28 protein-coding genes are annotated in these 25,997 nt (G+C 53.0%); 20 read left to right on the top strand and 8 right to left on the bottom strand.

Features of this window, described 5'->3' with window-relative positions; genetic code table 11:
• Nucleotides 1–265 precede the first annotated feature (265 nt).
• Both recD2 and BLV85_RS04180 read right to left on the bottom strand, forming a co-directional pair.
• Nucleotides 266–2,473 carry an SF1B family DNA helicase RecD2 gene (gene recD2, locus BLV85_RS04185; RefSeq protein WP_090412448.1) on the bottom strand — a complete coding sequence of 736 codons (2,208 nt, stop codon included), beginning with the start codon at nt 2,471–2,473 and terminating at the stop codon, nt 266–268.
• A complete protein-coding gene (locus tag BLV85_RS04180; RefSeq protein ID WP_090412445.1) occupies nt 2,470–3,135 on the bottom strand; it encodes an SOS response-associated peptidase in 666 nt (221 codons plus the stop codon). Before BLV85_RS04180 ends, recD2 begins: the two co-directional genes overlap by 4 nt.
• A gap of 70 nt (nt 3,136–3,205) precedes the next feature.
• On the opposite strand from BLV85_RS04180, the gene BLV85_RS04175 reads away from it, so the two are divergent.
• Nucleotides 3,206–3,676: a LexA family protein gene (locus tag BLV85_RS04175; protein WP_090412442.1), complete on the top strand. Its 471-nt coding sequence runs from the start codon at nt 3,206–3,208 to the stop codon at nt 3,674–3,676.
• Nucleotides 3,677–3,967: 291 nt separating this feature from the next.
• Here BLV85_RS04175 and traD read toward each other — a convergent pair whose 3' ends face one another.
• Both traD and BLV85_RS04165 read right to left on the bottom strand, forming a co-directional pair.
• Nucleotides 3,968–5,767, bottom strand: coding sequence for a conjugative transfer system coupling protein TraD (gene traD, locus BLV85_RS04170; RefSeq protein ID WP_090412440.1), 1,800 nt, complete (start codon nt 5,765–5,767; stop codon nt 3,968–3,970).
• Nucleotides 5,760–6,146: a hypothetical protein gene (locus BLV85_RS04165; protein ID WP_090412439.1), complete on the bottom strand. Its 387-nt coding sequence runs from the start codon at nt 6,144–6,146 to the stop codon at nt 5,760–5,762. The genes traD and BLV85_RS04165 overlap by 8 nt, the downstream gene beginning before the upstream one ends.
• A 130-nt stretch (nt 6,147–6,276) precedes the next feature.
• Here BLV85_RS04165 and BLV85_RS04160 point away from each other — a divergent pair, with 130 nt between their 5' ends.
• The 17 genes from BLV85_RS04160 (at nt 6,277) to BLV85_RS04080 (ending at nt 21,855) form a co-directional block, all read left to right on the top strand.
• A complete protein-coding gene (locus BLV85_RS04160; RefSeq protein ID WP_090412437.1) occupies nt 6,277–7,299 on the top strand; it encodes a replication initiator protein A in 1,023 nt (340 codons plus the stop codon).
• 194 nt (nt 7,300–7,493) lie between these two features.
• Entirely contained in the window at nt 7,494–8,090 is a 597-nt protein-coding gene (locus tag BLV85_RS04155) for an IncC plasmid conjugative DNA transfer DtrJ family protein (RefSeq protein WP_090412435.1), read from the top strand.
• Nucleotides 8,091–8,161: 71 nt separating this feature from the next.
• Entirely contained in the window at nt 8,162–8,581 is a 420-nt protein-coding gene (locus BLV85_RS04150) for a lytic transglycosylase domain-containing protein (RefSeq protein ID WP_090412433.1), read from the top strand.
• The gene (locus BLV85_RS04145; RefSeq protein WP_090412431.1) at nt 8,581–9,165 is read left to right on the top strand and encodes an OmpA family protein; all 585 of its coding nucleotides are present in this window, start codon (nt 8,581–8,583) and stop codon (nt 9,163–9,165) included. Before BLV85_RS04150 ends, BLV85_RS04145 begins: the two co-directional genes overlap by 1 nt.
• Complete coding sequence (locus tag BLV85_RS04140) at nt 9,158–9,391, top strand: hypothetical protein (RefSeq protein WP_090412429.1); 234 nt, start codon at nt 9,158–9,160, stop codon at nt 9,389–9,391. Before BLV85_RS04145 ends, BLV85_RS04140 begins: the two co-directional genes overlap by 8 nt.
• Nucleotides 9,378–9,674: a TraA family conjugative transfer protein gene (gene traA / locus BLV85_RS04135; protein ID WP_143032284.1), complete on the top strand. Its 297-nt coding sequence runs from the start codon at nt 9,378–9,380 to the stop codon at nt 9,672–9,674. The genes BLV85_RS04140 and traA overlap by 14 nt, the downstream gene beginning before the upstream one ends.
• An 11-nt stretch (nt 9,675–9,685) precedes the next feature.
• Complete coding sequence (gene traL / locus BLV85_RS04130) at nt 9,686–9,982, top strand: type IV conjugative transfer system protein TraL (RefSeq protein ID WP_090412425.1); 297 nt, start codon at nt 9,686–9,688, stop codon at nt 9,980–9,982.
• A gap of 2 nt (nt 9,983–9,984) precedes the next feature.
• On the top strand, nt 9,985–10,584 hold the full coding sequence (gene traE, locus BLV85_RS04125) for a type IV conjugative transfer system protein TraE (protein ID WP_090412423.1): 600 nt from the start codon (nt 9,985–9,987) through the stop codon (nt 10,582–10,584).
• Complete coding sequence (locus BLV85_RS04120; protein ID WP_176973921.1) at nt 10,559–11,218, top strand: TraK domain-containing protein; 660 nt, start codon at nt 10,559–10,561, stop codon at nt 11,216–11,218. The genes traE and BLV85_RS04120 overlap by 26 nt, the downstream gene beginning before the upstream one ends.
• Nucleotides 11,211–12,449, top strand: coding sequence for a TraB/VirB10 family protein (locus tag BLV85_RS04115; protein WP_090412419.1), 1,239 nt, complete (start codon nt 11,211–11,213; stop codon nt 12,447–12,449). The genes BLV85_RS04120 and BLV85_RS04115 overlap by 8 nt, the downstream gene beginning before the upstream one ends.
• A 3-nt stretch (nt 12,450–12,452) precedes the next feature.
• The gene (locus BLV85_RS04110) at nt 12,453–13,178 is read left to right on the top strand and encodes a DsbC family protein (protein ID WP_090412417.1); all 726 of its coding nucleotides are present in this window, start codon (nt 12,453–12,455) and stop codon (nt 13,176–13,178) included.
• Entirely contained in the window at nt 13,175–13,783 is a 609-nt protein-coding gene (gene traV, locus BLV85_RS04105) for a type IV conjugative transfer system lipoprotein TraV (RefSeq protein ID WP_176973920.1), read from the top strand. Before BLV85_RS04110 ends, traV begins: the two co-directional genes overlap by 4 nt.
• On the top strand, nt 13,780–16,338 hold the full coding sequence (gene traC / locus BLV85_RS04100; RefSeq protein ID WP_176973919.1) for a type IV secretion system protein TraC: 2,559 nt from the start codon (nt 13,780–13,782) through the stop codon (nt 16,336–16,338). The genes traV and traC overlap by 4 nt, the downstream gene beginning before the upstream one ends.
• On the top strand, nt 16,335–16,679 hold the full coding sequence (locus BLV85_RS04095) for a hypothetical protein (RefSeq protein ID WP_090412410.1): 345 nt from the start codon (nt 16,335–16,337) through the stop codon (nt 16,677–16,679). The genes traC and BLV85_RS04095 overlap by 4 nt, the downstream gene beginning before the upstream one ends.
• Nucleotide 16,680: 1 nt before the next feature.
• Nucleotides 16,681–17,457 carry a conjugal transfer protein TraF gene (locus tag BLV85_RS04090; RefSeq protein ID WP_090412408.1) on the top strand — a complete coding sequence of 259 codons (777 nt, stop codon included), beginning with the start codon at nt 16,681–16,683 and terminating at the stop codon, nt 17,455–17,457.
• 20 nt (nt 17,458–17,477) lie between these two features.
• Nucleotides 17,478–18,899, top strand: a complete 1,422-nt coding sequence (locus BLV85_RS04085) for a conjugal transfer protein TraH (RefSeq protein ID WP_090412407.1) — start codon at nt 17,478–17,480, stop codon at nt 18,897–18,899.
• 7 nt (nt 18,900–18,906) lie between these two features.
• Nucleotides 18,907–21,855, top strand: a complete 2,949-nt coding sequence (locus BLV85_RS04080; RefSeq protein WP_090412405.1) for a conjugal transfer protein TraG N-terminal domain-containing protein — start codon at nt 18,907–18,909, stop codon at nt 21,853–21,855.
• Nucleotides 21,856–21,885: 30 nt separating this feature from the next.
• Here BLV85_RS04080 and BLV85_RS04075 read toward each other — a convergent pair whose 3' ends face one another.
• From BLV85_RS04075 to BLV85_RS04065, 3 genes are all read right to left on the bottom strand, one after another.
• Nucleotides 21,886–22,227, bottom strand: coding sequence for a hypothetical protein (locus BLV85_RS04075; RefSeq protein ID WP_090412404.1), 342 nt, complete (start codon nt 22,225–22,227; stop codon nt 21,886–21,888).
• 37 nt (nt 22,228–22,264) lie between these two features.
• Nucleotides 22,265–23,143, bottom strand: a complete 879-nt coding sequence (locus BLV85_RS04070; RefSeq protein WP_090412402.1) for an IS982 family transposase — start codon at nt 23,141–23,143, stop codon at nt 22,265–22,267.
• Between the two features lie 167 nt (nt 23,144–23,310).
• Nucleotides 23,311–23,721 (bottom strand): helix-turn-helix domain-containing protein, encoded by a 411-nt coding sequence (locus BLV85_RS04065; protein ID WP_090412400.1) that lies wholly within the window; start codon nt 23,719–23,721, stop codon nt 23,311–23,313.
• A gap of 85 nt (nt 23,722–23,806) precedes the next feature.
• Between BLV85_RS04065 and BLV85_RS04060 the strand changes: the two genes are divergently transcribed.
• Together BLV85_RS04060 and BLV85_RS04055 are read left to right on the top strand one after the other, a co-directional pair.
• Nucleotides 23,807–24,079 (top strand): hypothetical protein, encoded by a 273-nt coding sequence (locus tag BLV85_RS04060; RefSeq protein ID WP_090412397.1) that lies wholly within the window; start codon nt 23,807–23,809, stop codon nt 24,077–24,079.
• Nucleotides 24,080–24,586 carry a FlhC family transcriptional regulator gene (locus BLV85_RS04055; protein ID WP_090412394.1) on the top strand — a complete coding sequence of 169 codons (507 nt, stop codon included), beginning with the start codon at nt 24,080–24,082 and terminating at the stop codon, nt 24,584–24,586. It begins immediately after the preceding gene.
• A gap of 338 nt (nt 24,587–24,924) precedes the next feature.
• Here BLV85_RS04055 and BLV85_RS04045 read toward each other — a convergent pair whose 3' ends face one another.
• Entirely contained in the window at nt 24,925–25,866 is a 942-nt protein-coding gene (locus BLV85_RS04045; RefSeq protein ID WP_218132776.1) for a ParM/StbA family protein, read from the bottom strand.
• Between the last annotated feature and the right edge of the window lie 131 nt (nt 25,867–25,997).

Below are 25,997 nucleotides of genomic sequence, written 5' to 3'. Positions count from 1 at the left end.
AATTCCGAGTACCACCCCAGAAACCGAGCGGTGGTGAACGGCGGTGGGGAAACCGGCAGAAACGATCCAAGATTCCCAGAGTGGGTGTCCCGAGAAAACCGGATGGGAGTAGTCACCCTTGCACCAAAACGGCACCACAGTGGGCAGCTATGTGTGCGACGTGGGCCAGCTTGCGCACCTCTCCCAGGAACCCCTGCGGGCGGCGGACGGACCGACCTGCACCTAGACTTAGTGTCGATTGCCTGCACCGCATATATCGTTGCCCTCAATTTTTTTCAACCAATTGTTGAAGTCGGGAGGTCAAATTGGTTACCCGACGTTGTGAGCGTTGGCTCTTTACCGCCATGGCCAATGCTTTGGATTGTGCAATGATCACAACCAGCTGCTTGCCACGGGTGACGCCTGTATAGAGTAAGTTCCGCTCTAAAAGCATGTAATGCTGCATCGCCAGTGGAATAACCACCGCCGGATATTCGGAGCCTTGCGCCTTATGAATACTGATAGCGTAAGCCAGGGAAATTTCATCCAGCTCATTAAATTCATAATCCACGGTGCGATCATCAAACTTGATCTGTAACAAGCTTTCTTCAACATCGATAGAAACAACTGAACCAATATCCCCGTTAAATACTTCTTTATCGTAATTGTTCACCTGCTGAATGACTTTGTCTCCCGGCGCATAAATTGAGCCGTAGCGAGTTACCTTTGGCTCACTCGACCCATTTAACCGTTGCTGCAGTTCAATGTTAAGCGAACGTGCGCCTAGACCTCCTCGGTTCATCGGTGTCAGTACTTGAATGTCACTCACCGGGTCAAGATTAAATCGTTGCGGTATCCGTTCGAGCACTACCTGTATCAATTTGGTAAAAATCTCTTCTGGCGTTTCTGCATAAATGCAATAAAAATCACTCAATGCCTGAGAGCTATCGGATTGTGGCAAATGACCCTGGTTAATCCGATGCGAATTAGTGATGATTTTAGATGTTAGCGCTTGCCGGAAAATCTCAGTCAACCTGACTGTTGCAATTTTCCCCGAGTCGATAATATCTGCCAATACTGCACCGGGGCCAACGGATGGCAGTTGGTCCACATCACCGACAATCAATAATGCTGCATTGGAAGGAACAGCCTTTAACAACTGATTCATCAACGTTACATCCATCATGGATGACTCATCGATTACCAGGCAATCCAATGCCAGAGGAATTTCTTCGTTATGCTTGAAGGCAAAAATGGCAGGATCAAATTCCAGCAGTCGATGGACGGTCTTGGCTTCTAACCCTGTGGATTCAGAAAGCCGCTTGGCTGCTCTGCCGGTAGGCGCACATAGGGCAATGTTGACATGTTTGGCGGTAAGAATTTTCAGAATACTGTTAACCAAAGTAGTTTTGCCCACACCTGGTCCACCCGTGATGACCGTCACTTTATGCTGCAGCGCCAATTCTATTGCTGCACGCTGGGAGGTTGATAAAGTTAGCCCGGTTTGTTCTTCGACCCACGGGATAGCCTTTTGAGCATCAATGGCTCCCCATGGGGCTTTACCTTGATTGAGGCGAAGCAGATGATTGGCACATCCTACTTCCGCTCTATAAAGCGGAGTAAGAAAGACGGTCTCGTGTTGATCGATGGTTTCAGCTGTCAGATTGCCTTCATTGAGCTCCGCAGTTATCCCTTCATCAATAACGGGTGCGGGTATTTCCAGTAATTTGACCGCCATCGTACACAATGTCTCCCGTACTGCAGCACAATGCCCGTCGTTTGACCATTCCTGCAAAACATGGCGTACCCCAGCTTGTGCGCGGATCAAAGAATCTGGTGCGATTCCCAATTTCTGTGCCAATGTATCAGCCGTCTTGAAACCGATACCGCGAATATCCAAAGCCAGTCGGTAGGGATTTTCCCTCACCTTGTCGATGGCCTGTTCTCCATAGGCTTTGTAGATACGCACAGAGCGTGAGGTGCTCACGCCATGCGACTGCAAGAACACCATGATTTCCCGGATCACTTTTTGTTCAGACCAGGCACTGGTAACACGTTCTAGCCGTTTTTTGCCAATTCCAGGTAGCGTCAATAACCGCTCCGGTGTGAGTTCGATTACATCAAACACATCAGCACTGAAGGCTTTCACGAGTTTTTTGGCAAAATGGGGGCCAATGCCTTTGATCATGCCAGATCCCAAATACTTCTCGATCCCTTCCAAAGTAGTAGGCGGCACGATTTTTATAGAAACCGTTTTAAACTGCTGACCATGTTGTCGGTCATTGACCCAGAAACCTGAACATTCGATATATTCACCAGCCGTGACAGAAGCCGCTGAACCAATCACTGTGACGAGTTCTCTATGGCCCTTGACCTTGACTCGCAAGACACAGAAACCAGATGACTCGCTATGGAAGGTAACCCGCTCGACCGATCCCTGTAGTTTTTCCAGCGGATTATCAGCGCCATGAGGTGAGTGAGAGGATGAACTCATTCATTGACCGGTTGAATCAACTGCTCTCCCTGATTACTCGTCCGTCCCACCGCAGGCGATACTGGCCATAATTGCATTGGCTCGGCAGAAAGTTGTAGAAGGGATAAAAGCGTGTCGTCGGGTTGCTGGACAGGCGTCAGCCAGGCATCCCATACCTTGGGTGGAAGAATAACAGGCATGCGGTCATGAATGGGGCGCATCAAGGCATTGCTTTCTGTGGTGATGATTGTGCAGCTATTGATTGTGACTTCATCGACTGTCGCGGTTTCCCATAATCCTGCGAAGGAGAGTGGACCGTCTTTGGCGCAGATATAGTAAGGCTGTTTGCTTTTGCTGCCTGTCTGCAGTTTCCACTCGTAGAAGCCCGAAGCAGAGATGAGGCAGCGTTGCCTTCTGAAGGCATGTTTGAACATGGGTTTGGTTGCTAGCGATTCTGCGCGTGCATTGAACAGCAGCGGCAGCTTCTTCGTGTCCTTGACCCAATGGGGAATCAGTCCCCAACGCATTATCGTTCCTTCCAAGCCATTTCCACTGTCACGAATCGCTAGAATATTGCTCGTGGGCGCGATGTTATAACGCGGCTCGATGTCTGGCATCGATGCTGCATGGTACCAGTCTATCAGTTTGGAACGAGGGTAAGCTAAGGCAAATCGTCCGCACATATCGTTACATTGTTATTCGCCAAATGAGTGCTTTATACTGTAATTCCCATCATGACCTAAAGCATTCGCTATGACAACCATCGTACCATTTGATCGTTCTAGCACAACGACGCTGCCTTTTCTGCAGCCAGCCGCAATTGATCCTGCTGTTTGTATCTTACCGTTGCTACAGCATCGCATTTCCGCTGGATTTCCCTCTCCTGCAGAGGAATATGTAGAAAAAGGGCTGGATCTCAATAATTATCTGGTACGCAATAAAGTCGCAACGTACTTCTTTCATGTGGTTGGTGATTCCATGACAGGAGCACATATTCACGATGGCGATATGCTGGTGGTGGATCGGTCGGTTGAACCCAAGCACGGACACATCGTCCTCGCGGTGATTAATAACGAATATACGGTAAAGCGGCTATATGCTTGTGACGGTATCATCGAACTGCACGCTGAGAATCCAGCTTATCCACCCATTTGTTTCCAGGAGCACGAGGAATTACAAGTATGGGGTGTCGTGGTGGGAACAGTCGCTCGCTTTGTCGTGTGATATGGCTGCAGGCGACATTCCCATTAGCAAACCAATGTTCGAGTTAGTGAACGTCAACAACTTCTATATCAGCTGGAACGCGCCTTTAATCCGAATCTGGAGAATCAGCCGGTAGTGATGTGCTATCCAATAATGACGGCTGTGCAGTAGCGCGCTCCGATGAGACGGGCAAAGGGTGAATCATGCGGACACTGCGTGATATAAATATTATGACGCTAGCTAGAGCGTGATTGGCATGAAACGGTACATACAAGTTGATACCCAGGGTCGCCACCAGCAATCCACTGGAAACTACCTCAAAATCGGTATCCTCCCCTTGATCGTCCTCCCGCCGGACAAGCGTGCAAAATAATGCAATGGCGGCAATTCACTGAGCAGGGCAGGGGGGATCAGGTCGGCTTCTTCCTCTCGTGATTGTTCGCGGTATCCGGCATTGTTATCGTTCATCTCGGCATTGATGCCGTGATCGTACATGACCGACATGGTGCGTGCCTTGATTTTGGGTATACCATCTGCGATATATTGCTGGGTTTCCGAATCGAGCACCCGAAGCGCGATTTTGTTGTTGGTGTTGGCCAATACTTGCCGAGCCTTGTTTTCGTCGCCCAGGCGCGAGGCGAAGTCCGCGAAGGTTTGTGTCGCGATCGTCACCCTGAAGCGTGCTCCGCCACCTTTGTTCATCAGCTGGATCGTCGGTTGGTTGATGACCTCGGCCGCTTCATCGATGAATAGATTGACGGGTTTCATCGATTCGATTCCATAGTTGTAGCGGTCTCCCGCAACAGCGGTCAGATCGGCGAGCAGCAGTGATCCGATGGCGCTTCCGACTGTGCCGTCGGCAAGCGAGTCCAGCCCGATATACAATACCCTGTCCGCATTGATCGCTCTTGCGGCATCGGTGACGTTGCGCGCGTGTCCTGGCTGGAAATCTGGCGACAGTAGTTCTTTGAGCGGATCGCTCGTCAGCATGGACAGGATCGGGATCAGTGATGCGATCATTTTCTGGAAGTGTTCACGATTGTGCTCGAAAGTCGAGATCAAGCCATCCAGATCGATCGATTGTGCTTCATGGCTCACGACTTCCTTGTAAAAGCTGGTATAGGCGAGTGGTTGGTTCCCCCTGTACTGCTTCACGAACCGGTTGATTTTCGATTCCCAGTCTGGGATGTGGCGCTTGAAATGCTGGCGCAATGCCTGCAACAGCAACTCGTCCGGCCCGCCCTCGATATACTTTCGTAACTGCACCAGATTAGGCCGTGTGCCGGTTGCGATCAGCCCGTTCACGATGTCGTTCAGCACCTTCCAACCGAAAGCGGTAAATGGATCGGCACCGGTCTCGGATGGAATGAGCGCCGCGATCCGGCTAGCCAGTTCAGTTTTTCTGTTCCAGTTGCGTAGCGGATCGATACTGACCGAGCGTTCCGGATGGGCGGGGTGAAAGAACACGAAACGATCCGGTTGTCCGATCGCTTCGCAGACTCGGCGCGCATTATCGGCAAGCCCGTGATCTCCCTTCGGATCGATGATGATGACCGGCTCCTGGCGCACGATTGCCTGTGCGATGAGCAGATCGAGCAGCCTGGTTTTGCCGACCCTGGTCGTGCCGACGATCAGCGTGTGGCCGACAAGATTTTCGATATCCGCATGTAATGGTTTTTCTGGCGCCAACCCATGCAGCCAGTAGGCACCTTCCTTGTGCAGAATCTCCTTGCCGAACTGGTTCGCAATGCCGCGTCCAATCAGGGCATGCATTCTGCCTGCTTCGATATCCGACCACTGGAAGCCGCTGCCAAGCCATAGGCTGCGCTTCCTGATCGCCTGCTGGGCAAGCTTGATGACTTTCGGTATCGTGATGAACTGTTTTTCGGACAGATGGATGCGGTGAATATCGCGGTATCTTTTCCCTGCCTGAATACCTCGATAGAGCCCGATAACGGCGCAAAAACCAGCCAGAGCAGTGCCCAATCCGATTGGTACAGGCGTCGTGTAGGCAACGAGATAAGTCATGCCAGCGGTCCCGAACCATATGCAAGCCATCGGCCACTCGTGAATTTTGCGCCAGGGATTGTCGAAATCGTGAACGTCAGACATTTTCTCCCGCCAGCGCTTCAACCGCCGCGAAGACCTTGCCCGCTTCGAGAGCAAGTGTGTCCTCGTCGATCCGGTAGGCATCCGTTTGTTTGTCCTTGTATGGCTTCAAGGACTCGCCCAGTTGTCTTCTGACAGCCGTATAGCGCAAGAAAGGCTTCGATACCAACACCTTCGTGGTTCCCGGTAGACCGAAGCGTCTAACCGTATAGTTCCAACTGGAAACACAGCTGCCCGGATTGCAGCTCGAAAACAACCGGATCGTGCCGTTATCCAGGCAGAACAGCAAAATATATCCACCGCCTTCCGACGGATGGAGTGGCGGTAACTTGACGTTCACATAATCTGGCGGGCCATCGTATATCCAGCAATCGTTTGGCATGTTGGTTTTTCAACCTCGTGAGTTTCAATTGCTATTATGCCGGACCGGTGCTTGAAAATATCACCGAAACGTTACCCATCGGGCTGCTTTTCGGTCACGTTTTCCACCTGCCTTTTGCTAAAAAGCGCAGATGGAACGGGATAAAAAAATTTCCGCATCAACCGCCAGCGAGAATTTGCTGGTGCGGAAAATCGAAGCACTGCGCCAGAGAAGCAAACAGCTGAATCCCCCCGAGTACCATTCCACCGAGAACGTAGAAAATGATTCACCCACCGCATCGAGCAAAGGACTGATTCCAGTCCGTCACCCAGGGCGAGCATTCTTCCTTGCCGATCTGATCGATTATGCGTTGAAGGACGATAGCGCGAGTATGGAAGCGCCGATCTTCACGCTATCGACCAAGCCCGATCTGAGTATCTGGTCATGGGTGAGCAAGGATGGATCGAAGTCGATCAAAGTCACCCCCAGTGTGCTGGGAAGAGCGACGCTATTCGATAAGGACGTGTTGATCTACGTCGTGTCGCAACTGAACGAGGCCCTCAACCGGGGCCGTGAGGATGCCAGGCTGCGAGCTGTGCGCTTCACGGTGCACGATTTTCTGGTGGCAACCAATCGCGGCGTGAGTGGTGACGACTACCAGCGACTGCATGAAACCTTCGAACGGTTGCGCGGCACCATGATCAGTACCGATATCAGGACAAATGGCCGCCGCATCCGTGAGGGATTCGGCATCATAGACCGCTGGAAGATCATCGAAAAATCACCGGCCAATGAGCGCATGGTCGCGGTCGAAGTCACGCTCTCGGAGTGGCTTTACAACGCCGTGCAGGCATTTGAAGTGTTGACCATCCACCCGGACTACTTCCGTTTGCGCAAGCCGCTTGCGCGCCGCCTGTATGAACTGGCCCGCAAACACTGCGGACATCAAGCGAAATGGTCGATCGGTCTGCCGCTGCTGCACGAGAAAAGCGGTAGCAAGATGCTGCTCAAACAATTCCACGAATCCATCAAACAGATCGCCCTGTCCGATTATTTACCCGAATACCGTTTCAGCGTATCGAAGGCAAGCCGGTTGGCGAATGTCCGCGTGTCGTTCTATACACGCAACGTCAAACGTTTGGTGAGTGCATTGATTCGTGGTTCACCAAGTTAGTGCAATACGTGGTTTCACCTACCGTTGCCTGTGGATGGATACGTGGTTTCAGCTACCGGTGATACGTGGTTTCAGCTACCAGTGGTAATTCCAACTTATTGTAATGGCGTATGAATTTGACTGTTTTTGAGGGCGTAACGCGCGCGCGTTATTTAACTTATAAAACCTTTAACGTAGCGTTGGGAGGATAACAGATGGTTAATACTTATCGGCGTAACCCTTGGAGTACGATTCTTGTCATGCTCTTCTCGATCGGGTTGATGGCAACCTGGGTATGGCTTCCCAAGCAGATCGTCGAACAGACACGCGCTGTCGAGCGGCAGCAAATGGTTCATTGGGCGGGAGACATGGCCAACCAGTGGATAGTATCCAGATCGTCCCTGGCTATGATCGATTTTTCCAAGGAAGCAGAAAAAGCCGCTGATTGGTTGAATGGTGGCCGGGAAATCGACAGCTGGCTGCTCGATCGTATCTATACCACTTTGCTGTGGATCGATGTTTTTGCGTACCGGATGTATTCGCTGGTGATCTGGGGGTTGCTCGTCTTCCCGCTGTTGCTGGCCGCATCCGCCGATGGGTTGTATGTGCGGGAGATCCGCAAGACCATGTTCGTCTCACAGAGCCCGCTGCGCCTGAGAGTGGGCGCTTCCCTTTTCCTGCTGACATCGGTTTTGCTGTTTGTTTGGCTGTTTGTGCCGGTGCCATTGCCAGCATTGAGCGCGCCCACCATGCTGGTATTGATGGCCTATTCGCTTTGGATATGGATGGCGAATCTGCAAAAACGTATTTAATCGCGAAACAGAGCAGTTTTGTATCGCTTTGGCCAGGATTTCGTGTGCGCTTTGTTTGTACGATTCTGGTCATGAAACCCTATCTGATATCGATCCTGCTGTTTCCGTTGTGCGCCCAGGCGGCATGCTTCCAGGAAGCGTCACAGCGTTACCGGATTCATCCGGATCTACTGAAAGCGATTTCCATGGTCGAATCCAATGGCAACCATCGGGCGGTCAACCGTAACCGGAACGGCAGCCGGGATATCGGCCACATGCAGATCAATAGCAGTTGGCTTGGCAAACTCGGCCCATACGGCATCGACGAGCAGGCGCTTTTTGATCCCTGCATCAACACTTTTGTCGGGGCCTGGGTGCTGGCGAACAATTTCCATGCACTCGGTTACAACTGGAACGCCATTGGGGCCTACAACGCAAAATCCCCCGACAAGCGTATCCGTTACGCCCGCAAAGTGCAGGCGGCTCTCGATCGAATCGGGCGGCGACGGTAATGCGCGTGCTTTTGATTGCCATGCTCGTTTCGCTTGTCGCCTGCACGCTGCGGCCACAGCCGAAATCTGTCTGGGCGCAGCAAGAACAGGTCATACGTTTCCACGAAATTGCCTGGTTCGATGAGGATTGGCGTATCTGCGAGGTGGGCATCAATTGTCCGCTAACAACTGGTAAATCTCCCATTCAAGGGATGGCGATCACTTCTGCCATCGATCAGACACATCGAACGGACCTGCCCCAGACTTCTTCCCGGCCCATCTTGGTGCAGTTCGGTTTCGACCAGCAAAATCCCGATCTGCCGCTGGCGCTGGGTGATCTGCTGAAGGCGCTCGGAGACGACGATCGCATTCGCATTACGGGCTATACCGACAGTACCGGTGACAAGGCCTACAACCAGAAACTCGCCCATGCAAGGGCAAAGCAAGTCGCTGCCTGGATCGAGCGGCTTGGCGTAAAGAATCCGTTGGAAATCATTGCCAGGGGTGGTTGCTGCTATCTGGTGCCGAACGACACGGAGCGGGGACGCGCACGCAACCGGCGCGTCGAGATTCTAATCATTGAGAAGGAAAATCAAGATGAATGAAAACATCGATTCTGGCGCAAGAATTCCTCGAACGAAAGCTGCGATCAGGGACATGACTATTGCCGGGGCTTTTATTGCAATGGGCGTTTTGCTGCCGGGCGCGTTGTTTGAGAACGACTTTCAGACGCAGATCGGCGGGATTGCTTTGGGGATAGGCTTCGGCTGGCTGGTGAAATCCATTATCTGTCATCAAACATTGAAATCAGGAGTGCATGATGCGACTTGAGAAACGAATCTATGTGTACCTATTATTGCTCGTATCGTTGTGTGTCGCCGGTGATGCGGTTGCGGGGACGACGGGTACGTCGTTCAACGCGCTGTATGACTTTTTTAGAGACCTGGTGCTGGGGTTTGGCGGAAAGGCCATCTCGGTGGCCGCTGTTGCACTGGGCGGCATCATATCGATAGCCCGGGTCAATCCCATTCCGATCCTTGCAGGAGTCGGGTTTGCCATATTCATGCAATTCACCCCGGGAATCATTGAAGTCATCATGACCGCAACGATCTAGGAAAGCCGATCATGAATGGCGATGAAACTGGCTATATCCCGACGTCGCTCGACGCCCGGGAACGCTTTCTCTGGTGGGAAATCGACCAACTGGTGCTGGCTGTCATGATTTTTGGTGTGGGGCTAGCCATCGGAGCGGCCTTGGCCGGGCTGATCTTCGGTCCCGTGGCGGCTTGGCTTTATGGCCGGATGAAAGCTGGCAGGCATCCGAGATTCGCCATTCATGTGCTTTACTGGTGGCTGCCCGGTAGTCTGTTTATCCAGCCGAAGTCTTTGCCGCCTTCCGGATTACGTTATTTTCTGGGGTGAACATGTTATTCAAGCGTTACCTCCTCGAGCGGGACAATGCCACGCAGGAAATTCGCTTCATGCGTATCCTGTCGGCCGTGCTGGTGTTGATTGCGCTCATAGAAGCCATGGCGATTGGCAACCTGATCGGAGAAGCGCGCACCATACTCGTGCCACCCCAGATCAAGCAAAGCTTCTGGGTTTCATCCAGCATGGTTTCCAGGGAATACCTCGAGGAGATGGCTTACTGGTATGCGGGACTCGCGCTCAATGTGACGCCTTCCGGCCTGAATTATCAGAATGAACTGTTTCTCAAATACGCACTACCTTCCGAATTTGGACGACTGCAAGCCGAAATGGCGTCACGCTCTGAATTCCTCAAGAAAAACCAGGCCTCCTCGCAATTCTCGGTGCAGGACATTACCGTCGATGATCGGCATCTGCGGGTGGCGCTCAACGGCAAATTGCATACCTGGGTATCCGACAAGCGGGCTGGCGAGCGTGATGCCACGTTCATGATCGGTTTCAAATATCTCAATGGAAAACTATATGTTTCAGATTTCAGGGAAACGAACCGGCAAAATCTGTTTGATATCGATGCTGCTACTGCTAAGCAGTCTTGATGCGTATGGCGCGCAGATACTCGAAGGCGATCCGGACGAAACCATGCATGCCGTAATATCCCGCGATGAACCGACACTTATGCGCGTGGAAGGCACTCGTATCCGCCGGATTTACGGTGCCGAGGGGGATTTTACCGTGACCGCCGACCAGGATGCGGGTGCCGCCTATCTCAAACCCGCGACCGACAAGCCCAACATCAGTGCTTTTGTTTCAGACGAATCGAACCGAACCTGGAAACTGTTGCTGTCGGTGATCGATACGCCCTCGGATACCATCGTGATCAAGGGGCGGTCACCGCAAAAAGCGTCGATGGCGGGGAAGGACATGGAACGCAATCGCGTGATCAAGCATATGTTGCTGGCGCTGGATTCGGAGCAAGCCATCATGGAAACCCAATCAACCAATCGAGTTGTGCCATTGTGGCATGACGCGATGTTCGTGCTCACCAAATTGGTTGAAGGGCCTTACAGGGGAGAAAAGTACCGCCTGACGAATATCTCCAGCAAGCAGATGGTGATCGACGAGCGGGAACTGTACCGGCAAGGGGTGGTTGCGGTATCGGTCGAGCGTCCGGTGCTGAGTCCTGCCGAAACCTCGGATGTATATGTGATCCTGGAGCGGACTGATGAGTAACGCCAACGGGCCGGATTACACGGATCGCCTGAAAAATCTTTCCGTCAGATCCAGGCAGTATCTGTTGCTTGGCATGTTGGCGGCAGTATTTTTTACACTGGTTTTTGGTGGGGTTTATTTGTGGGACAGGCAGGAGCCGATGCTTCCGCAGGCTATGGAGCAGAATTCTGGCACCAGAAGTATCGTGGCACCCGGCGCGCAGATTGATCCACGGGAAATCTGGATGACGCAATCCTCGCAGCAACTGAAGGAAATGGATGAAATCATCCGCTCGATGCGGCAAAAAATTACCGAGCTGGAACGAAAAACAGGCGAACCAGCCATTCAACCCGGGAATTTTTTCGCACCGCTGCCAGCGCCATTGCCACCGGAACCCAGTGTGCCGGAGCCTGAGAAAGTCGTTCACATGCCCGCGCCCCAACCGTATTTGCCGGAACCACTTCCTGAATCGGCGATACCACCCCTACCGGGGATTGCCGTATTCCAGATCGCAACCTCGCCCAGCATGACTGATGGTGAGGAGAAGCCTGCAAGCCACAAAACCTACATTCCATCCGGCACTTTCATGCGGGCCGTTCTGCTGGGCGGAATGGATGCGCCAACGGGTGGTCAGGCACAGAACAACCCGATGCCGGTATTGCTGAGAGTCCAGGACAACGCCTTTCTGCCCAACCGTTACCGGGCAAAACTCAAGGAATGCTTCATGCTGGGCTCGGGTTTCGGCGATATCAGTTCGGAGCGTGCTTATCTCAGACTAGAATCGCTTTCCTGTACGTTGAAAAACGGAGCGGTCATCGACCTCGCTGCCAAGGGCTATATCGTGAGCGAGGATGGCAAGGCGGGGCTGCGCGGAAGATTGATCAGCAAACAGGGCCAGGTCATCGCCAATGCGCTCATGACAGGAATCATTTCTGGCATCGGGCGTGGCCTGCAGCAAAGCGCGACATCGTTCAGCACCAGTCCGTTGGGCACAGTCGGCACCATTTCGGGTACGGCCAATCAGTTCCGGGCGGGGCTTGGGGCGGGAATCGGGCGATCGCTTGACCGTGTTTCCCAGTATTACATCCGCCTGGCGGAGCAACTGTTTCCGGTCATTGAAATCGATGCGGGGCGGGTCGTGGAAGTGGTGCTGACCAAGGGGATTGAATTTGAGTTGGGGCCGGAACAGGATTTGGTGGATTTTGGCGCGTTGCGCGGAAAGCCGCGCAGAATCATGGAAGAGGAAGGTTAAAGTATGGCTACAAGACCTATTGCCTGGGTTCTGGGTATGGTGGTCAGCCTGTCTGTTCAGGCGACGGACACGGCAACCGAGGTGGCGCAACGCCTGCGAACACTATATCCCGCAACGACCATCACGCGCGTGAATGAGAGCCGGATAGCGGGTCTTTTCGAGGTTGTCATGGGCAAAAATATCGCTTATGCCGATCCAAGCGCTCGTTACCTGATTTTTGGTCATCTGTTTGATATGGCCGAGCAGCGGGATTTGACCGCAGACGTTTTGGCAACCTTGAACCGGATCGATGTCTCGGTACTGCCGATCGAAGATGCCATCGAAGTTGTCCGGGGCCGGGGCGAGCGCAAGTTGTTCGTTTTTTCGGATCCGGATTGTCCCTATTGCAGGCAGTTGGAGAATGAATTGCCGAAGCTGGACAATGTATCCATCTATACCTACCTGTTCCCGATCGCGCAATTGCATCCCGATGCATGGGATAAGGCCCGCCGGGTCTGGTGCGCCCAGGACAGGGTAGCCGCGTGGGAGGCATTGATGCACCAAGGTAAGCTGCCGGAAAGTGCGGATGAGAGCGACTGCGAGCACCCGATTGCGCGAAATATTTCGCTTGCCGGGCGGCTTGGCATCGACGCTACCCCCACCTTGATTCTGGAGGATGGCACCCTGCTGCAGGGGTACCGGTCTGCTGCTGAAATAGCAGCACTATTGACCGAAGGAGCCCGGCCTTGAAGCGGCACCCGGACTTTCTGGCCGTACTGTTGCTGAGTGGCTGTTCCACGTTATCCGGCCTGGACAGCCAGAGCAAGTTCTCGTGCAAGGCCCCTGATGGGATTTCCTGCTCGTCGTTGTCAGGTGTCTACGCCAATGCAGTCGAGGACAATCTGCCAGGACTGCAACAACCTGCCGTGAAGGCGCAGGCAGAAAAACCGCGCATTGATGAGACACTGCCTGCAGCGTTCTCCATCACGCGCGCATCGCCTTCCATCGTCGGCCAAACGCCCGTTTCTGGTGAGCCTGTCCATACCAGGCCAAAAATACTGCGCATATGGTTGGCGCCCTGGGAGGATGCGGACGGTGATCTGCATGATCAGTCCTATCTTTATATGGTGGCGGATTATGGCCGCTGGATGGTCGAACACAACCGGCAGCGCATCATCGATTGGTATCGCCCCACGACCTTGAAAACCGGTGAAATCGGCAAGGATGCCAGCCACCAGGACAAGAAGACGGGATGGCCGGGCGGTCATTTCACTGCTCCCGCTGCCCCGCCACAGAATCAGTATCCAGACACTCTTCCACGAGAGGACATGTACGATCTGGAGGATCCGTTTTGAGTGTACTGGCCAATCTGAAAACGATATTTCTGGGCGAGCGGTTCGACCCCGCCGATGCGGTCCCTCGCAAACTGCTTGAACAGCTCTCGACCATTCCGCGCCTGAGCGGCATGCTTCCCTATTCGTCCTGGCTGCCAGAAGAGAAATTGTTCGTGCTGGATCAGGGCGCATTCAGTGAGAAACCGATGCAAAATCTCGGTTTCTGCATCGAGACACATCCGCAGACCGGATCCAATGAAGAAATGGAGAGGGTGCTGACCAGTTTGTTTCTCTCGTGTCCGGCAGGCACTGGCATACAGATTTCCCTGTACGCCAGTCCGCATATTCTGCCGGTATTGCGAACACAGTCGACTTTCCTACCCATCGACCCCGAACCTGGTGGGTCGCGCAGCCAGAATACCTTTCGCAGGTTGTCACGCCGCCGCATCGATCATTATCTGAGTGGTACCGGTAAATCATTTTTCTCCAATCATGCCTATCTCTTGCGCGATTTTCAGTGCGTCATATCGATTACCTTGCCGCTCGATCCGGAGAACGTGACAGATGTCGAAGAAGCGATCCGTATCCGGGAAAGCGTGCATTCTGTCTTGCGTTCTTCGCTGCTGCCCGGCAAGGACTGGGAGCCTTCGAACCTGATCAATTTCGTGGCCGATTTTTTTGATCATGAACGTATGCTCGGCAGGCGGCGCAAAGTGATCGAGTACGACGAGACATTGCCGATCCGCAAGCAGGTTTCAAACACCGAGGTTGCCTCGGCGGTCGCAGATAGCTTCATCAAGTTTCGGAAGAACGGCGGGGTGGAGACGGCCTTGCAATGTTTCTCGGTCATGCAGTATCCGAAGTATTTCCGGCTCGGCAACATGGATGCGCTGATTGGAGATTACTTTCGGCTCTCTCTTGCGATTCCCTGTCCATTCATGATCACGATGGGCGCCATCGTTCTGGATTTCGAAAGTGCCAAAACCAAGGCGCAGATGAAAGCCGCGCGCGCAACACAAGCGGCATCGTCCGTCATGGCACGGTTCCAGCCCGATCTGCAGGACCGTAAACGGGACTGGGATATGGTGTTGCGTGCGTTCAGCAATGGCAGAAACGTCGTGCAGATGTTTCACCAGGTAACGCTGGTATCCAGAAGGGAGGATGCCGCGCGCTGCGAGCATGCCGTGCGCGCGGTCTGGCAGGCGCGCGGGATCGATCTGTCGAAGGACGTCTATCTCCAGCACCATGCACTCGTCGCGGCCTTGCCCTGTACCTTGACCCAGGCGATGCAGGCCGATCTGAAAGTGTTTGGACGGGTTGGCACCAAGACAGCGGACAATGCGGTGATGACTGCGCCGCTGATCGCTGAATGGAAAGGCACCGGGACACCGATACTGACGCTCTTTGGCCGGCGCGGGCAGATCATGTCATTCGATCTTTTCGACAACAATAGCGGTAATTTCAATTTTGCCGTCGCGGCCTTGTCCGGTTCGGGTAAATCGGTGCTGGTCAATGAGATGGCGTTTCGCTATCTGGGCACGGGTACCAAGGTATGGATCATCGATATCGGCCGCTCCTACAAGAATCTGTGTGAAATGCTGGAGGGTGAATTCATCGAATTCACCGACGAGCGGCGCAACCGGTTATGCCTCAATCCGTTCTCCATGGTGATGGATATCAATCACGATATGGAGCTGCTGCTCCCGCTGGTCGCCCAAATGGCCAGCCCGCAGGAGAAACTGGACAATTACAGCTACTCCATTCTGGTCTCCGCGATCAAGCGCGTGTGGGATCAGAAAGGCAAGTCAGCCACGATTACCGACATTTATGATTTTCTGAAATCGAACGAGCCTTCGGAGAACGAAGAGAACGTGCGCGATATGCACCGCCTGGCGGCAGCGCTCGAACCCTATACCCGGTATGGCATCTATGCTTCCTATTTCGAAGGGGAAGCGAACATCGCGTTCACTAAAAATCTCATCGTGCTCGAGTTGGAGGAGCTGAAGTCCAAGAAAAATCTGCAGTCGGTCGTCATGCAACTGGTGATGTACCGCATCACCCAGGAGATGTATTTGGATCGATCATTGAAGAAGCTCGTCATCATCGATGAGGCGTGGGATTTGATGGGACAGGGCGCCAGCGCCTCGTTCATCGAGGCGGGCTACCGGCGTGCACGAAAATACGGGGGTGCGTTCGGCACCATCACGCAATCGGTCGAGGATTACTACAAGACCGATGCGACCCGTGCCATGATCGAGAATGCCGATTGGCTGTTTTTGCTTCGGCAGAAACCGGAATCCATCGAGCGCCTGGGCAAGGAAGGCAAGCTGTCTCTCAATGAGTGGACCCGGCGTCAGATGGCCAGTGTGACGACCGAGCATGGTTTGTATTCGGAAATCTACGTGCATTGCCCGCTGGGGTCCGGTGTCGGACGCCTGATACTCGATCCATTCTCCATGATGCTTTATTCGACCCGCGCCCAGGACTATGAGGCCATCAAATCCCTGACCAGGCAAGGCATGTCGGTGGCCGAAGCGATCGAGACACTGTTGCAGCGGAGCTGTGATCCGTCATGAAAGGGTTCGTCATCACCTGGGTGTTCAGCGTGCTCGCAAGCTTCATCGTCGGTAGTGCCTGGATTTATACGCATCCGTTTCCACGATTTGTGACGGTCGATGTCGCGAGCCTGTTCAACGAGTCGGCAGCAGCCTTCGCCAAACGACAGGATGAATCCGCCATGCTGGAAGCCCAGGCACAGGCGATCAGGATCGACATCGCCTTGCAGCAGCTGGCGGATTCTTGCCGATGTTCCGTACTCAACGCGGCCAGTCTGGTGAAAAAACCAAGCAATGCTGTCGAGGGTGCCCCCATTCCGGATATGACCGAGTGGGTCAGACTGCGCATGGGAGCGAAATGAGATGATTTTTTTTATTCCCATTCTGTTCTTTCCGTTTTCTGCTTGGGCGTTCGCGAATGCTTCCAGCATAGACTATCCCTCTGCCTGGCATTGCGACCACTCGAAATTCATCTGGTACTGCGAGGTTGGACCGGAAGAACGTTCCGAACCCTCCGAAGAATCGGCTACACCCCAGGCACGGGCCATTCAAAAACTGGAGGCCTTGCAAAAGGCGCTGAAGGGCAGACGTGCGCTCGCCATTCTGGAGCCCACTCCAGAGAATGTAGCGGCCTACATCGATTTGCAAAATCACTCCATGGAGATGGCATCTGTTTTCTCCGATGTCTGGCGGCGGGTGATCTGGCAGACACCGGCGCTCAATTATGAATTGAAGCGCCCGGTCAACAATGCGGCACTCGATGTTCATCGACAGACGCGCCGGGCGGTCCGAATGGATACACTGGAGAAGCTCGGCAAGGAGTGGGGGATTTTCTTCTTCTTTCGTTCGGATTGTCCATACTGCCATGTCATGTCGGAAACCCTTGCCTGGCTGAGTCAAACGCACGGGATCACGATTTTCCCGGTATCGCTCGATGGAGCTGGGTTGCCCCGGTATCCGGCACCGCGCCGGGACAATGGCCTGGCTGCAAGGCTGGGTGTGGAGGAAGTGCCGTTGATGGTGCTGGGCAATGTGCGCGACAAGCGGCTGGTGCCATTGGGTTCCGGCGTGATTTCGTCGCAGGAGATGATCGAGCGGATTCATATTCTGACTTCGACCCAGCCGGGTGATGCCTATTGATGGCATGATTGGAGAGACCCATGCGCAAAGCCTGTTTTATCCTGACTCTGATTCTGGCAGCATCGAGTAACCCCGCGCTTTCCAACATCAGCGCGGATATGAATGCCTGGTTCAATGCAATGGGTGTTTACGGCAACGTCACGACACCCCAGGCAGTCAAGGGACAAACCGGATCGTTTTATAGCGGTGGATCCATTTATATGCGTACCCCAATGGTCAGCTATCAGTTGGCGAGCCTTGCGCCACCGACCTTTCGGGCCGGTTGTGGCGGTATCGATTTGCATGCGGGCTCGTTCTCGTACATCAATGTGGACCGTTTTACGGCGTTGCTGAAGAACATCGCCAACAACGCACTGGGTTATGCCTTCATGATCGCCGTGCAGTCCATTTCGCCGGATCTGGCCGATTTGCTCAAGAGTCTGCAGCATGTCGCACAAAATGCGAACGGCTTGCTCAACATGAATTCCTGCCGAGCGGCGGAGGCACTCGTTGGCATGACGCCGCTGCCGCAGATGGCGCAGCAAGCCAAGGAGCAGATCAATGCACAGAGCAACGGTGCCACGATGCTCAACAAATTCAATGATTCCCTGGATGGGTTGTCGTCTTGGATGAGCGACTTTGCCGCGAGAAAGGAAACATTGCAGGACGCCTCCAATGCCGATCCAAAACTGAAGGCCTATCTCAATCCAGGCAACGTTGCCTGGGAGGCCATGCGCAGCCTGAACGCGCCGGAGCACATCAAGGAGCTGATGATGAGCTTGGTCGGGACAGTCATCGTCAGGGGCACGGGAGAGACAGGAAACGAAGTGCCGCAATTGCATTATTTTGGTAGAACGCTCGAATTCAAGGATCTGATCGGCAATGTTGCGGAGCATGGCAAAAACATTACGGTGTGGCGCTGCGCGGGCAACGATTGCGAAAATGTGGTTGAAGACAGTGTCAACATCATTCCGTTTGCCTGGCGTGTCCGGGAAATTGTCAAAAAAGGCATTGGCAACATCGATACGCGCGCACCCCAGGGTTTCAGTGATACGGAGAAATTTTTTCTGACACAATCGGCCACGCCACTTTGGAAACTGTTGTCGATGGCGGCCTCCATGCCTTTTTCCTCGGCTGCGCTCGATGAATATTCGGAAATCATTGCGACCGAGGTCGCTTCCAATTTCATGACGGCAGCGCTCAGGGAAATGAATAAGGCGTTGCTGAATGCGCGCGGGTTGCAGGATGCCGTTGCCGTCAAGAATATCGAAAAACTTCAGGAAGATTCCCGGGTGGTTCAGCAGGAGATGGCCGACAGTGTGGCGAATGCCTACCAGAAAGGCATCGGAATCGCACAGCAAGCCAGAAACCTCCAACTCATCAACCAGACCATGATGAGTGCGGTGTCGAACGATCTGCGCAATACCTTGGCATTGTTCAATTCCAACATCGATCTGAAGTAGAGCGGGCGTGAACTTCGAGGTCTTCTCTTATTGGAATACAGACGAGTTGATCGCATTGTTCAATGCGGTGGCATCCCTGACCAACAGCTCCGATTTTTTGGGGCTGGTGCGGTTGCTTGCCATTGTGGCGCTCATCTCCATAACCATTGCGGTGCTGGCCGGACGTAGTCAGCTGGAAGATATGTGGCGCTGGGTGATCATGCTTGCCTTCCTGCATGGGTTGCTGCTGGTACCCAAGGCGACCGTGCTGGTGATCGATCGCACCAGCGCCAATCCCAATCCGCAGCCAGTCGCCAATGTGCCGCTTGGCATGGCGCTGCTGGCCGGTGGTGTCAGTCAGATCGGAGATTGGCTGACGACATCGTTCGAGACAGTCTTTTCGCTTCCCGACGACGTGCAGTTCCGCCGTTCCGGGACGCTTTTTGGCGCGAGGGTGATCCGCGATATATTGATGGCCAGGTCGGGCAGTCCCGTCCTCTCGGCCAACATGATGGATTTCATTCGGGAGTGCGTCTATCCGGAATTTGCGACTGGTTTCGTTCCGCCCCACGAGATCGTTCGGCAACCGGATATCTGGGCGTATCTCAGCGGCAGAACAAACATTGCCCGCTACGTCGAGCTCCGCGAGCTGCCTGCTGGCGTCATGATGGACCCACAGACTTGCCCCGAAGCCTACGCTGTTCTGACTGGTCAGATCGACACGGTGGTCGGTTCGACCATCGGGGATCTGGCCAACGCGCTCAATCCGACTGTCCCGCTTGCCATGCGCCAGGCACTGACGCAAAGCCAGATTGTCACGTCCGCCAATCTCTATACCAGCATAGCCGCCAGTGCGCCAGAAATCATTCGCCAGGGTATGGTGATGAATCAGTTCCTGGATGCGCAGTATAAAATACCGGCCCAAATCGGAGATGCGGCCACTGCCACGACAGCGCTCGCCGAAGTTCAGGCGCTGCGCTCGACTTCCGAATCCTACAAGGTCATGGCGGCGGTCGGCCAGCAGGTCATGCCCAAGATGCGGAACATCCTCGAGATGGTCCAGTACGCACTGGCGCCGCTGGCCTTGCTGATCGTGGTCGTACTCGGTCATTACGGCATCCGGGCGTTGGCGATGTACGCTAAAAGCCTGCTGTGGATCCAGCTTTGGCCGCCTCTTTATGCCGTCATGAATTTCATCGTCACGATGTATTCCTCCAAACAGGCTGACGCAATGGCGCACGGCGGCATGTCGATGATGACCTACACTTACCTCAACAATCTGATGATATCCGATCAGGCGATCGCCGGCATGATTGCTGCGGTAGGCGTTCCTACCATCGCCTGGATGATGGTTGAGGGTTTGTCTCTTGGCGCCGCCGCATTCAGCAGCGTGCTGAGATCTCCGGTGGGAGCGGAGGCCGCCCGTTTTGCTGCGGCAGCCTCCCAGGGAAACGTCAGCATGGGGCAGCTCGGGGTGGACAATCAGACCATGTGGCAGTACAACACGCAACCCATTACTCGCACGGGTGCACCGGTTCATTATTCGGCTGGCAGTAACGGCATCATCACGACTCATCTGGCAAACGGTCAGGAAGCATTCGACTCATCGCTGATCCGCCACAATACCAGCATGCGCCTGACATTCGGCGAGCGCATGGCCAGCACCTTTCAGCAACAGTCGGAATCGGCACAGACGGCTGCTGCCAGTGAGATGGTCACGTCCGCCAAAATCTATGCGTCTGGCTTGCAGCAAGCATTCGACTTTGCCAGATCTCATGGCATAAGTGAACGCACCGGCACCCAAACTGGGACCAGCAGTCAGATCGGATTTTCGCAAGCCGTGAACGAAGTGAGAGAGATCGCCAATACGTTTGCCAGGGATCATGGGTTAAGCCAAGGACAAAGTGCAGAAATTCTTGGGATTGGACAAGCTTTGATCAAAAATCCCCAAGCGCTTAATATGCTTCTGCCTCTTGCAGTCCAGGCATCCGCAAGAATGAGTGGCGGATCATCAGCCAGCGCAGAGCAAACCTTGAAATCTGCCGTGGGGTATTTGCAAAAGGATGGGCACTCCGAAGCGCTGAGCCGGGCCGAACAGGCTATTCGTAGCGCCAGTTTTGACCGGTCAGACGAATCGGCGCGCCGCGCGGTGGAAGGAATCAGTTCGAGCTTCAGCGAGTCGCGAACCCATGCCGATATGGCGACAGCGCATCTCCAGCGATCAGAATCCTACAAGGAAATGGCAGGCCAGTTGAGGGAGAGTTCGGGCGCGTTTGAAGCGAGCATGTACCATCGATTCATGGGGTGGATGAGTACACAGTACAACTCCTATCTCGGTCGAAATTTCGACGGATCGACTGTGTCTGAAATGGCCGAGAAAAATCCTGAACTGTTAGTGCCATTCCTTGACACTTTCTACAAAGAACACATGGAATCAATGGTGTCCTCTAATGCACCGCAGTTCAATTCGCCGGACGACATTCGGCACTTCTTCGTCGAGCAGTCACAGATGATGGGGGGTGCGGCAGGCGTGCGGGCATTCCATGGCAGTTCGACAAATGTTGTTTCCGGTTTTTCCGGATCAGCGGATGTATCGCCGGATAGAATGGCTACAAGTGAGATGCCCGGAAGGTTTGGGGAGGCCAGGGAGCGCGTCATCCAGGCTTTGGGTGCCGGTAACGTCAATGTGGAGAGTCGGGGTGGGCCGCTGCAGGAAAAAGCCGTGAGAATGACCGATCCTGGTTCTCAGCCTCTTGCGGGGATCGCAGGAAGTAACGCCGCTGCAGGTTCGCTGCCCGATAGTCTCGGCTCGAAACTTCTGGATAAAGTGCCTGGTATCGACATGTCTATTGCTGTACCAGGAGCAGCAGTGCCTGAGGCTCAGCAACAACGTATGCAGCAGGGAGCTCCTCAGGATCCAAAGATGGATAGTATTCGGAATCTGATACCGAAGGTGCCAGGAGAAAAAGGCAAATAATGAATCATCCAGCCATAGGGCATAAATGCTCTATTTATCGAATAGCCGGAAAGAAGGGTCATGTGGATCTGTCGTGTCAGAGAGATTTAACGATAAACCATCATTTCTTTCCTCGGCTCTATTCATTTCGACATCCTCACGTTCATGCTGCGGAAGTGAAAATTCTGGTTTTTTCCAGCCAAATGCGATGATTGCATCCCTGACAAATACAAACAGAAACCAGAGCACTGCCCAGATAACGGCGGACAATCCCAGATAGAATGCCACCATGCCTGCGTCAACCGTATCTGCATTCAGAATAATGTACGAAGCGATAACGAGGTAGAGCAGCACTTTTGCCACGGATTCGATTTTTCTCTTCATGGTGCTCATGATCAACTCCTAAATAACCTGAGTTCGGGATAAGTCCTCAAGCTTTGGCCAAGCTATTATTCCTGGTCAGGTTCAGGGTAGGCTTGCTATCGTCCAAGCAGTAGGCCACGATACCAGCCATCAGATTGACGAGGAAATTGAAGGGAGAGCGATGGCGAGTGTGCTCGATCTGGCAAAGGTTCTTCAATTCGTCAAAGACCGTTTCGATCAGGGAACGACGATGCAAAATAGCTTTTTCAAACTCGGTGCGGGGCACAGGTTTCATATTTTTCTTGAGAGGGGTAATGAGCTGAAGGTCTTGCCGGGCCAGTGTCTCAGTGAGCCAGTGAGCGAGGTAGCCCTTATCGGCGAACAGCTGGCCGAACAGCCCCTGGCAGAGGTCGGGCATGGGCTTACGGTCATCGACATTGCCAGCAGTGAGCCGGAGGCGAATCAGTTCGCCCTTCGAGTTGATGATAACATGGAGCTTGAATCCATAGAACCAACCCATCGAAGTCTTGCCGCGCCTGGCGCTGTCTGCGAAAACCCGATGGCGAGCAATGCGCCGGTTATCGCAAACGGCGAGCGCAGTAGCGTCGGCGATGGAAATCCCGTCGCATTGGCCTTTGAGCACCTCGAACAAGGCCGCCAGGGGAATCACACAGCGGGGCAGGAGTTCCACGCATCGTTGGTAGCTCGGCAGCTTCGGAAACTCAGCCTGCAAGTGACCGCATGCGTAAATCAGGTAAAAACTCTTGAACTGGCGAAAGCGCAACTGATGGAACAAAATGGCCAAAGTCATCAACTCCGACAAGCTCAATTCGCTGCAACGCTTACGCTTTTTTACTCCTGCTTCCAGAAGATGACGCTCTAAAGCAGGCTCGAACTGGCGGCAAAAATCATCTATCAGGCAAAAAAGTTCGGTTAAACTGTCCATGAGCGTCTCCTGGATACGGTAGATTTATGTAGGAAAACATAATCTTACGCAAAAAGTAGGCGCTCACCTCTACTTTTCTTATCCCGAACTCAGGTTAAATACTTTTTCGATCGACTGTGTATCCATAATCCTGCCTGTTGCCATTCATTATGCTTGCTGATTAACTCTTACTCCTCTCCATCCATTTTTTTTCTGATGGCGATGATCTTTCTTTCCAGTTCGGCCATCTTTCTCGCTTCCTGAATTCTGGCGGAGAGTCCGTCCAGGATGGCGGAACATTTTTCATCGTCGAGTTCCACCATTTGTTCTTCCAGGGCGCGTAATCTCAAAAGAAACGGGCGTAAGTCAACAGGCTCTCCCGGAGCGGTCATTTCACCGACGCCAGTCAACAGCCAGTGCAGATTGACGCCTGTCTTTGAGAAAGCAATCAATGACTGGCCGCCTGGAATACTCTTGCCACCCTCGCATTTTCTGATGATGGTGATGCTGATCCCGGCTAATTCAGCAAATTCTATCTGAGTTTTTTCTATGGATTTCCTCCATTGCCTCAACCTTAAGGCAATTTCCTCGGCGTTCAAAATAGCTCCTTTTGTATTAAATTATTTGACAACATATATTAAAAGAGTATTATTCTAATTAGGTAACAATTTATGGAAAAAGAGCATGAAAGATATCTTTTCTATCAATTATCAGTACCTGATCATGGCCAGGGACGCAGCTAAATCCAACTCAGGAGAATTGCTGTCCGGTATTCCACGTTCTATTTTAGATAAGCTGTCCGAGATGAGTGTGGAAGAAATTGGCGAGCTTGCTCAGTCTGCAGGAGTAAGCCTATTAGGTATAAGGTTATCAGAATCAGAAATGATTCAGTTAATGAATATGCCAAAATCCTATCGGACCACATATGTGGTATCTCTTCCCACCAGGAGAACTTGAGTGGTTTGTCTTGCCGATCTGGATAATCTGCAAATTGCGCGTGATCTTATTGCTGCTGGGTTGCGGTTGTCTATCGTGAGAAGTTTGACGGGTCTCGGTACAAGAATTTTGCGCAAGCTCTGGAAGGAAATTCATGGCGCCAGCCCCAAAAATGGCAGGCTTCCGGATACGGTTCTGAGTTTTATCGAGGATTATGATTCAGCGGCAAAACTAGCGGCATTCGTATCCATCCACAAAATCGTCTATAGTGTTTCGGTCCCTGCGCTTGCCAATTATAAATTACATCACCTGTCATTGACGCCCCAAAGCCTGCTGAATGCCTGGAAAGATTTCCAGCTGATCAATACAACCGATCTTGATATCAATGCGGCCTACTTTGCCGCGCGTGATGTGGGCATACAGATCGTCATGTTTGCCAAGTGCCGCACCTGTGATGCCAGATTCATATATGATTCCGGGAAAAAATATACCGAGCGGTGTCCGTTCTGCAGAACTAGGATCGTATGAAGAGTTTACCTTGCCTTGTTTGATCGGTTCCGACCAGAAGTTGACCCGGCATGCAGCGCGCCTATGCCGGGCCGTATGGATTAATCATATCCCTCTGCTCAGTTTCTTCGCTACGCGGATTGCACGGCTTTCTCCATGTGCTCGGCTCATGTGATTGGCATCGGCCGCATCACTTTCCGGGGGGCTTGGCATAACCATCTGGCCAGAGCAAACGGTTATGCCTATAGTTGCCAACGTCCTGACTCGTTCGGCTCTCGTTCTCGTTGGCAGCCGATTCAGTTCATCAAAAAGCTCTGGATTCAAATGCGGATTGATGGTCAGAACGATCCTGATGCTGCTCACTGATAGGCTGCCCCCATAAGCCAGAAACCACGGCAATTGGAATAGACGGCATCCTGTGTCATGATGGTCCTCAGTCGAGGAAAGGATTCCTGCACCGCTTCCCGGAAAAATACGGCGCCGCCTCCGACCAGTACGATCAGGTCGACCATTTTGCTTTCGATGCGCAACGCTTTCTGGATCGATTCGGTAACGACCGGGCCAACGGTTTTCTTGGCTTCCTGGATATAGGGAGAGATTTCGACTTTCTGACCCAAAACCAGAATGAATGATTTCTCCTGGCGGATGGCATGCTCGATTGTTTCGATGTTTACACCCGCGCCATGATCTTTGCCGATTAACCGAGAAACTTCTTCGAGCAATACCGAAGAAGCATTGAGGCTCGTTCCGGATGACTGCTTATGAATTTCGTCATTGCTGATTACCACCCAATCGACCGAGAAAAAGCCGGGATCGATGACAAGCACTCTCGCGTCTTCGATATCCTCATCGGTTCTCGCGATGAAATCGAGAAAACCGCCGATCGGTTGCGGCACGACTTTGACTTTCTTGACTTCCACGGTTCGTTTGGGCGTGAGGGTGTGAATGCCCGTCATCGATTCCGACAAGGCTTTCTTTCTGTCTTCATCCATATATTGCGAAACCGGCAACCCGGTCACCAGCATATCGATCTGTTCCATTTCGGAGAGCAGCAACCCCGACTTGAAAAGTGCCCTGTAGGATTCGCTGGAAGTATAGTCCGCATGAAGTGATCGGCTCCACATCGCAGCGCGGTCCGGTGAGACACCGGCAACAAATGCTTTGCCATCCACCATCACATGCAGGAAATCATCCTGAGTTCTGCCATCGAAGCGTGAACCAAAACGGTCTGCTGGCGCCGCACCTGCTGGACGTAGAATTGTTTTGGGGGAGATAGAGCCATTTTTTACACCGTAAGCCAACTTAACCCAAGTTCGCAGCTTTTTCCCCCAAAACCACCCAAAACCCCCCATTTTTGCTCTAAATCAGAAAAAAATTCTTTTATAATCAATAGCGATTATTTCTGCAGGGTGATGTAGTGCCATTTTTAGTA

Source organism: Nitrosomonas halophila (assembly GCF_900107165.1).
GTDB lineage: Bacteria > Pseudomonadota > Gammaproteobacteria > Burkholderiales > Nitrosomonadaceae > Nitrosomonas > Nitrosomonas halophila.
The sequence above is the reverse complement of the archived record's forward strand: the minus strand, read 5'-3'. Positions and strand labels throughout refer to the sequence as shown.

Coding starts and splice junctions, on each gene's coding strand:
- recD2 (WP_090412448.1), bottom strand. CDS start 2,473: ATGAGTTCATCCTCTCACTCACCTCATGGCGCTGATAATCCGCTGGAA.
- BLV85_RS04180 (WP_090412445.1), bottom strand. CDS start 3,135: ATGTGCGGACGATTTGCCTTAGCTTACCCTCGTTCCAAACTGATAGAC.
- BLV85_RS04175 (WP_090412442.1), top strand. CDS start 3,206: ATGACAACCATCGTACCATTTGATCGTTCTAGCACAACGACGCTGCCT.
- traD (WP_090412440.1), bottom strand. CDS start 5,767: ATGTCTGACGTTCACGATTTCGACAATCCCTGGCGCAAAATTCACGAG.
- BLV85_RS04165 (WP_090412439.1), bottom strand. CDS start 6,146: ATGCCAAACGATTGCTGGATATACGATGGCCCGCCAGATTATGTGAAC.
- BLV85_RS04160 (WP_090412437.1), top strand. CDS start 6,277: ATGGAACGGGATAAAAAAATTTCCGCATCAACCGCCAGCGAGAATTTG.
- BLV85_RS04155 (WP_090412435.1), top strand. CDS start 7,494: ATGGTTAATACTTATCGGCGTAACCCTTGGAGTACGATTCTTGTCATG.
- BLV85_RS04150 (WP_090412433.1), top strand. CDS start 8,162: ATGAAACCCTATCTGATATCGATCCTGCTGTTTCCGTTGTGCGCCCAG.
- BLV85_RS04145 (WP_090412431.1), top strand. CDS start 8,581: ATGCGCGTGCTTTTGATTGCCATGCTCGTTTCGCTTGTCGCCTGCACG.
- BLV85_RS04140 (WP_090412429.1), top strand. CDS start 9,158: ATGAATGAAAACATCGATTCTGGCGCAAGAATTCCTCGAACGAAAGCT.
- traA (WP_143032284.1), top strand. CDS start 9,378: ATGATGCGACTTGAGAAACGAATCTATGTGTACCTATTATTGCTCGTA.
- traL (WP_090412425.1), top strand. CDS start 9,686: ATGAATGGCGATGAAACTGGCTATATCCCGACGTCGCTCGACGCCCGG.
- traE (WP_090412423.1), top strand. CDS start 9,985: ATGTTATTCAAGCGTTACCTCCTCGAGCGGGACAATGCCACGCAGGAA.
- BLV85_RS04120 (WP_176973921.1), top strand. CDS start 10,559: ATGCTGCTACTGCTAAGCAGTCTTGATGCGTATGGCGCGCAGATACTC.
- BLV85_RS04115 (WP_090412419.1), top strand. CDS start 11,211: ATGAGTAACGCCAACGGGCCGGATTACACGGATCGCCTGAAAAATCTT.
- BLV85_RS04110 (WP_090412417.1), top strand. CDS start 12,453: ATGGCTACAAGACCTATTGCCTGGGTTCTGGGTATGGTGGTCAGCCTG.
- BLV85_RS04095 (WP_090412410.1), top strand. CDS start 16,335: ATGAAAGGGTTCGTCATCACCTGGGTGTTCAGCGTGCTCGCAAGCTTC.
- BLV85_RS04090 (WP_090412408.1), top strand. CDS start 16,681: ATGATTTTTTTTATTCCCATTCTGTTCTTTCCGTTTTCTGCTTGGGCG.
- BLV85_RS04085 (WP_090412407.1), top strand. CDS start 17,478: ATGCGCAAAGCCTGTTTTATCCTGACTCTGATTCTGGCAGCATCGAGT.
- BLV85_RS04075 (WP_090412404.1), bottom strand. CDS start 22,227: ATGAGCACCATGAAGAGAAAAATCGAATCCGTGGCAAAAGTGCTGCTC.
- BLV85_RS04070 (WP_090412402.1), bottom strand. CDS start 23,143: ATGGACAGTTTAACCGAACTTTTTTGCCTGATAGATGATTTTTGCCGC.
- BLV85_RS04060 (WP_090412397.1), top strand. CDS start 23,807: ATGAAAGATATCTTTTCTATCAATTATCAGTACCTGATCATGGCCAGG.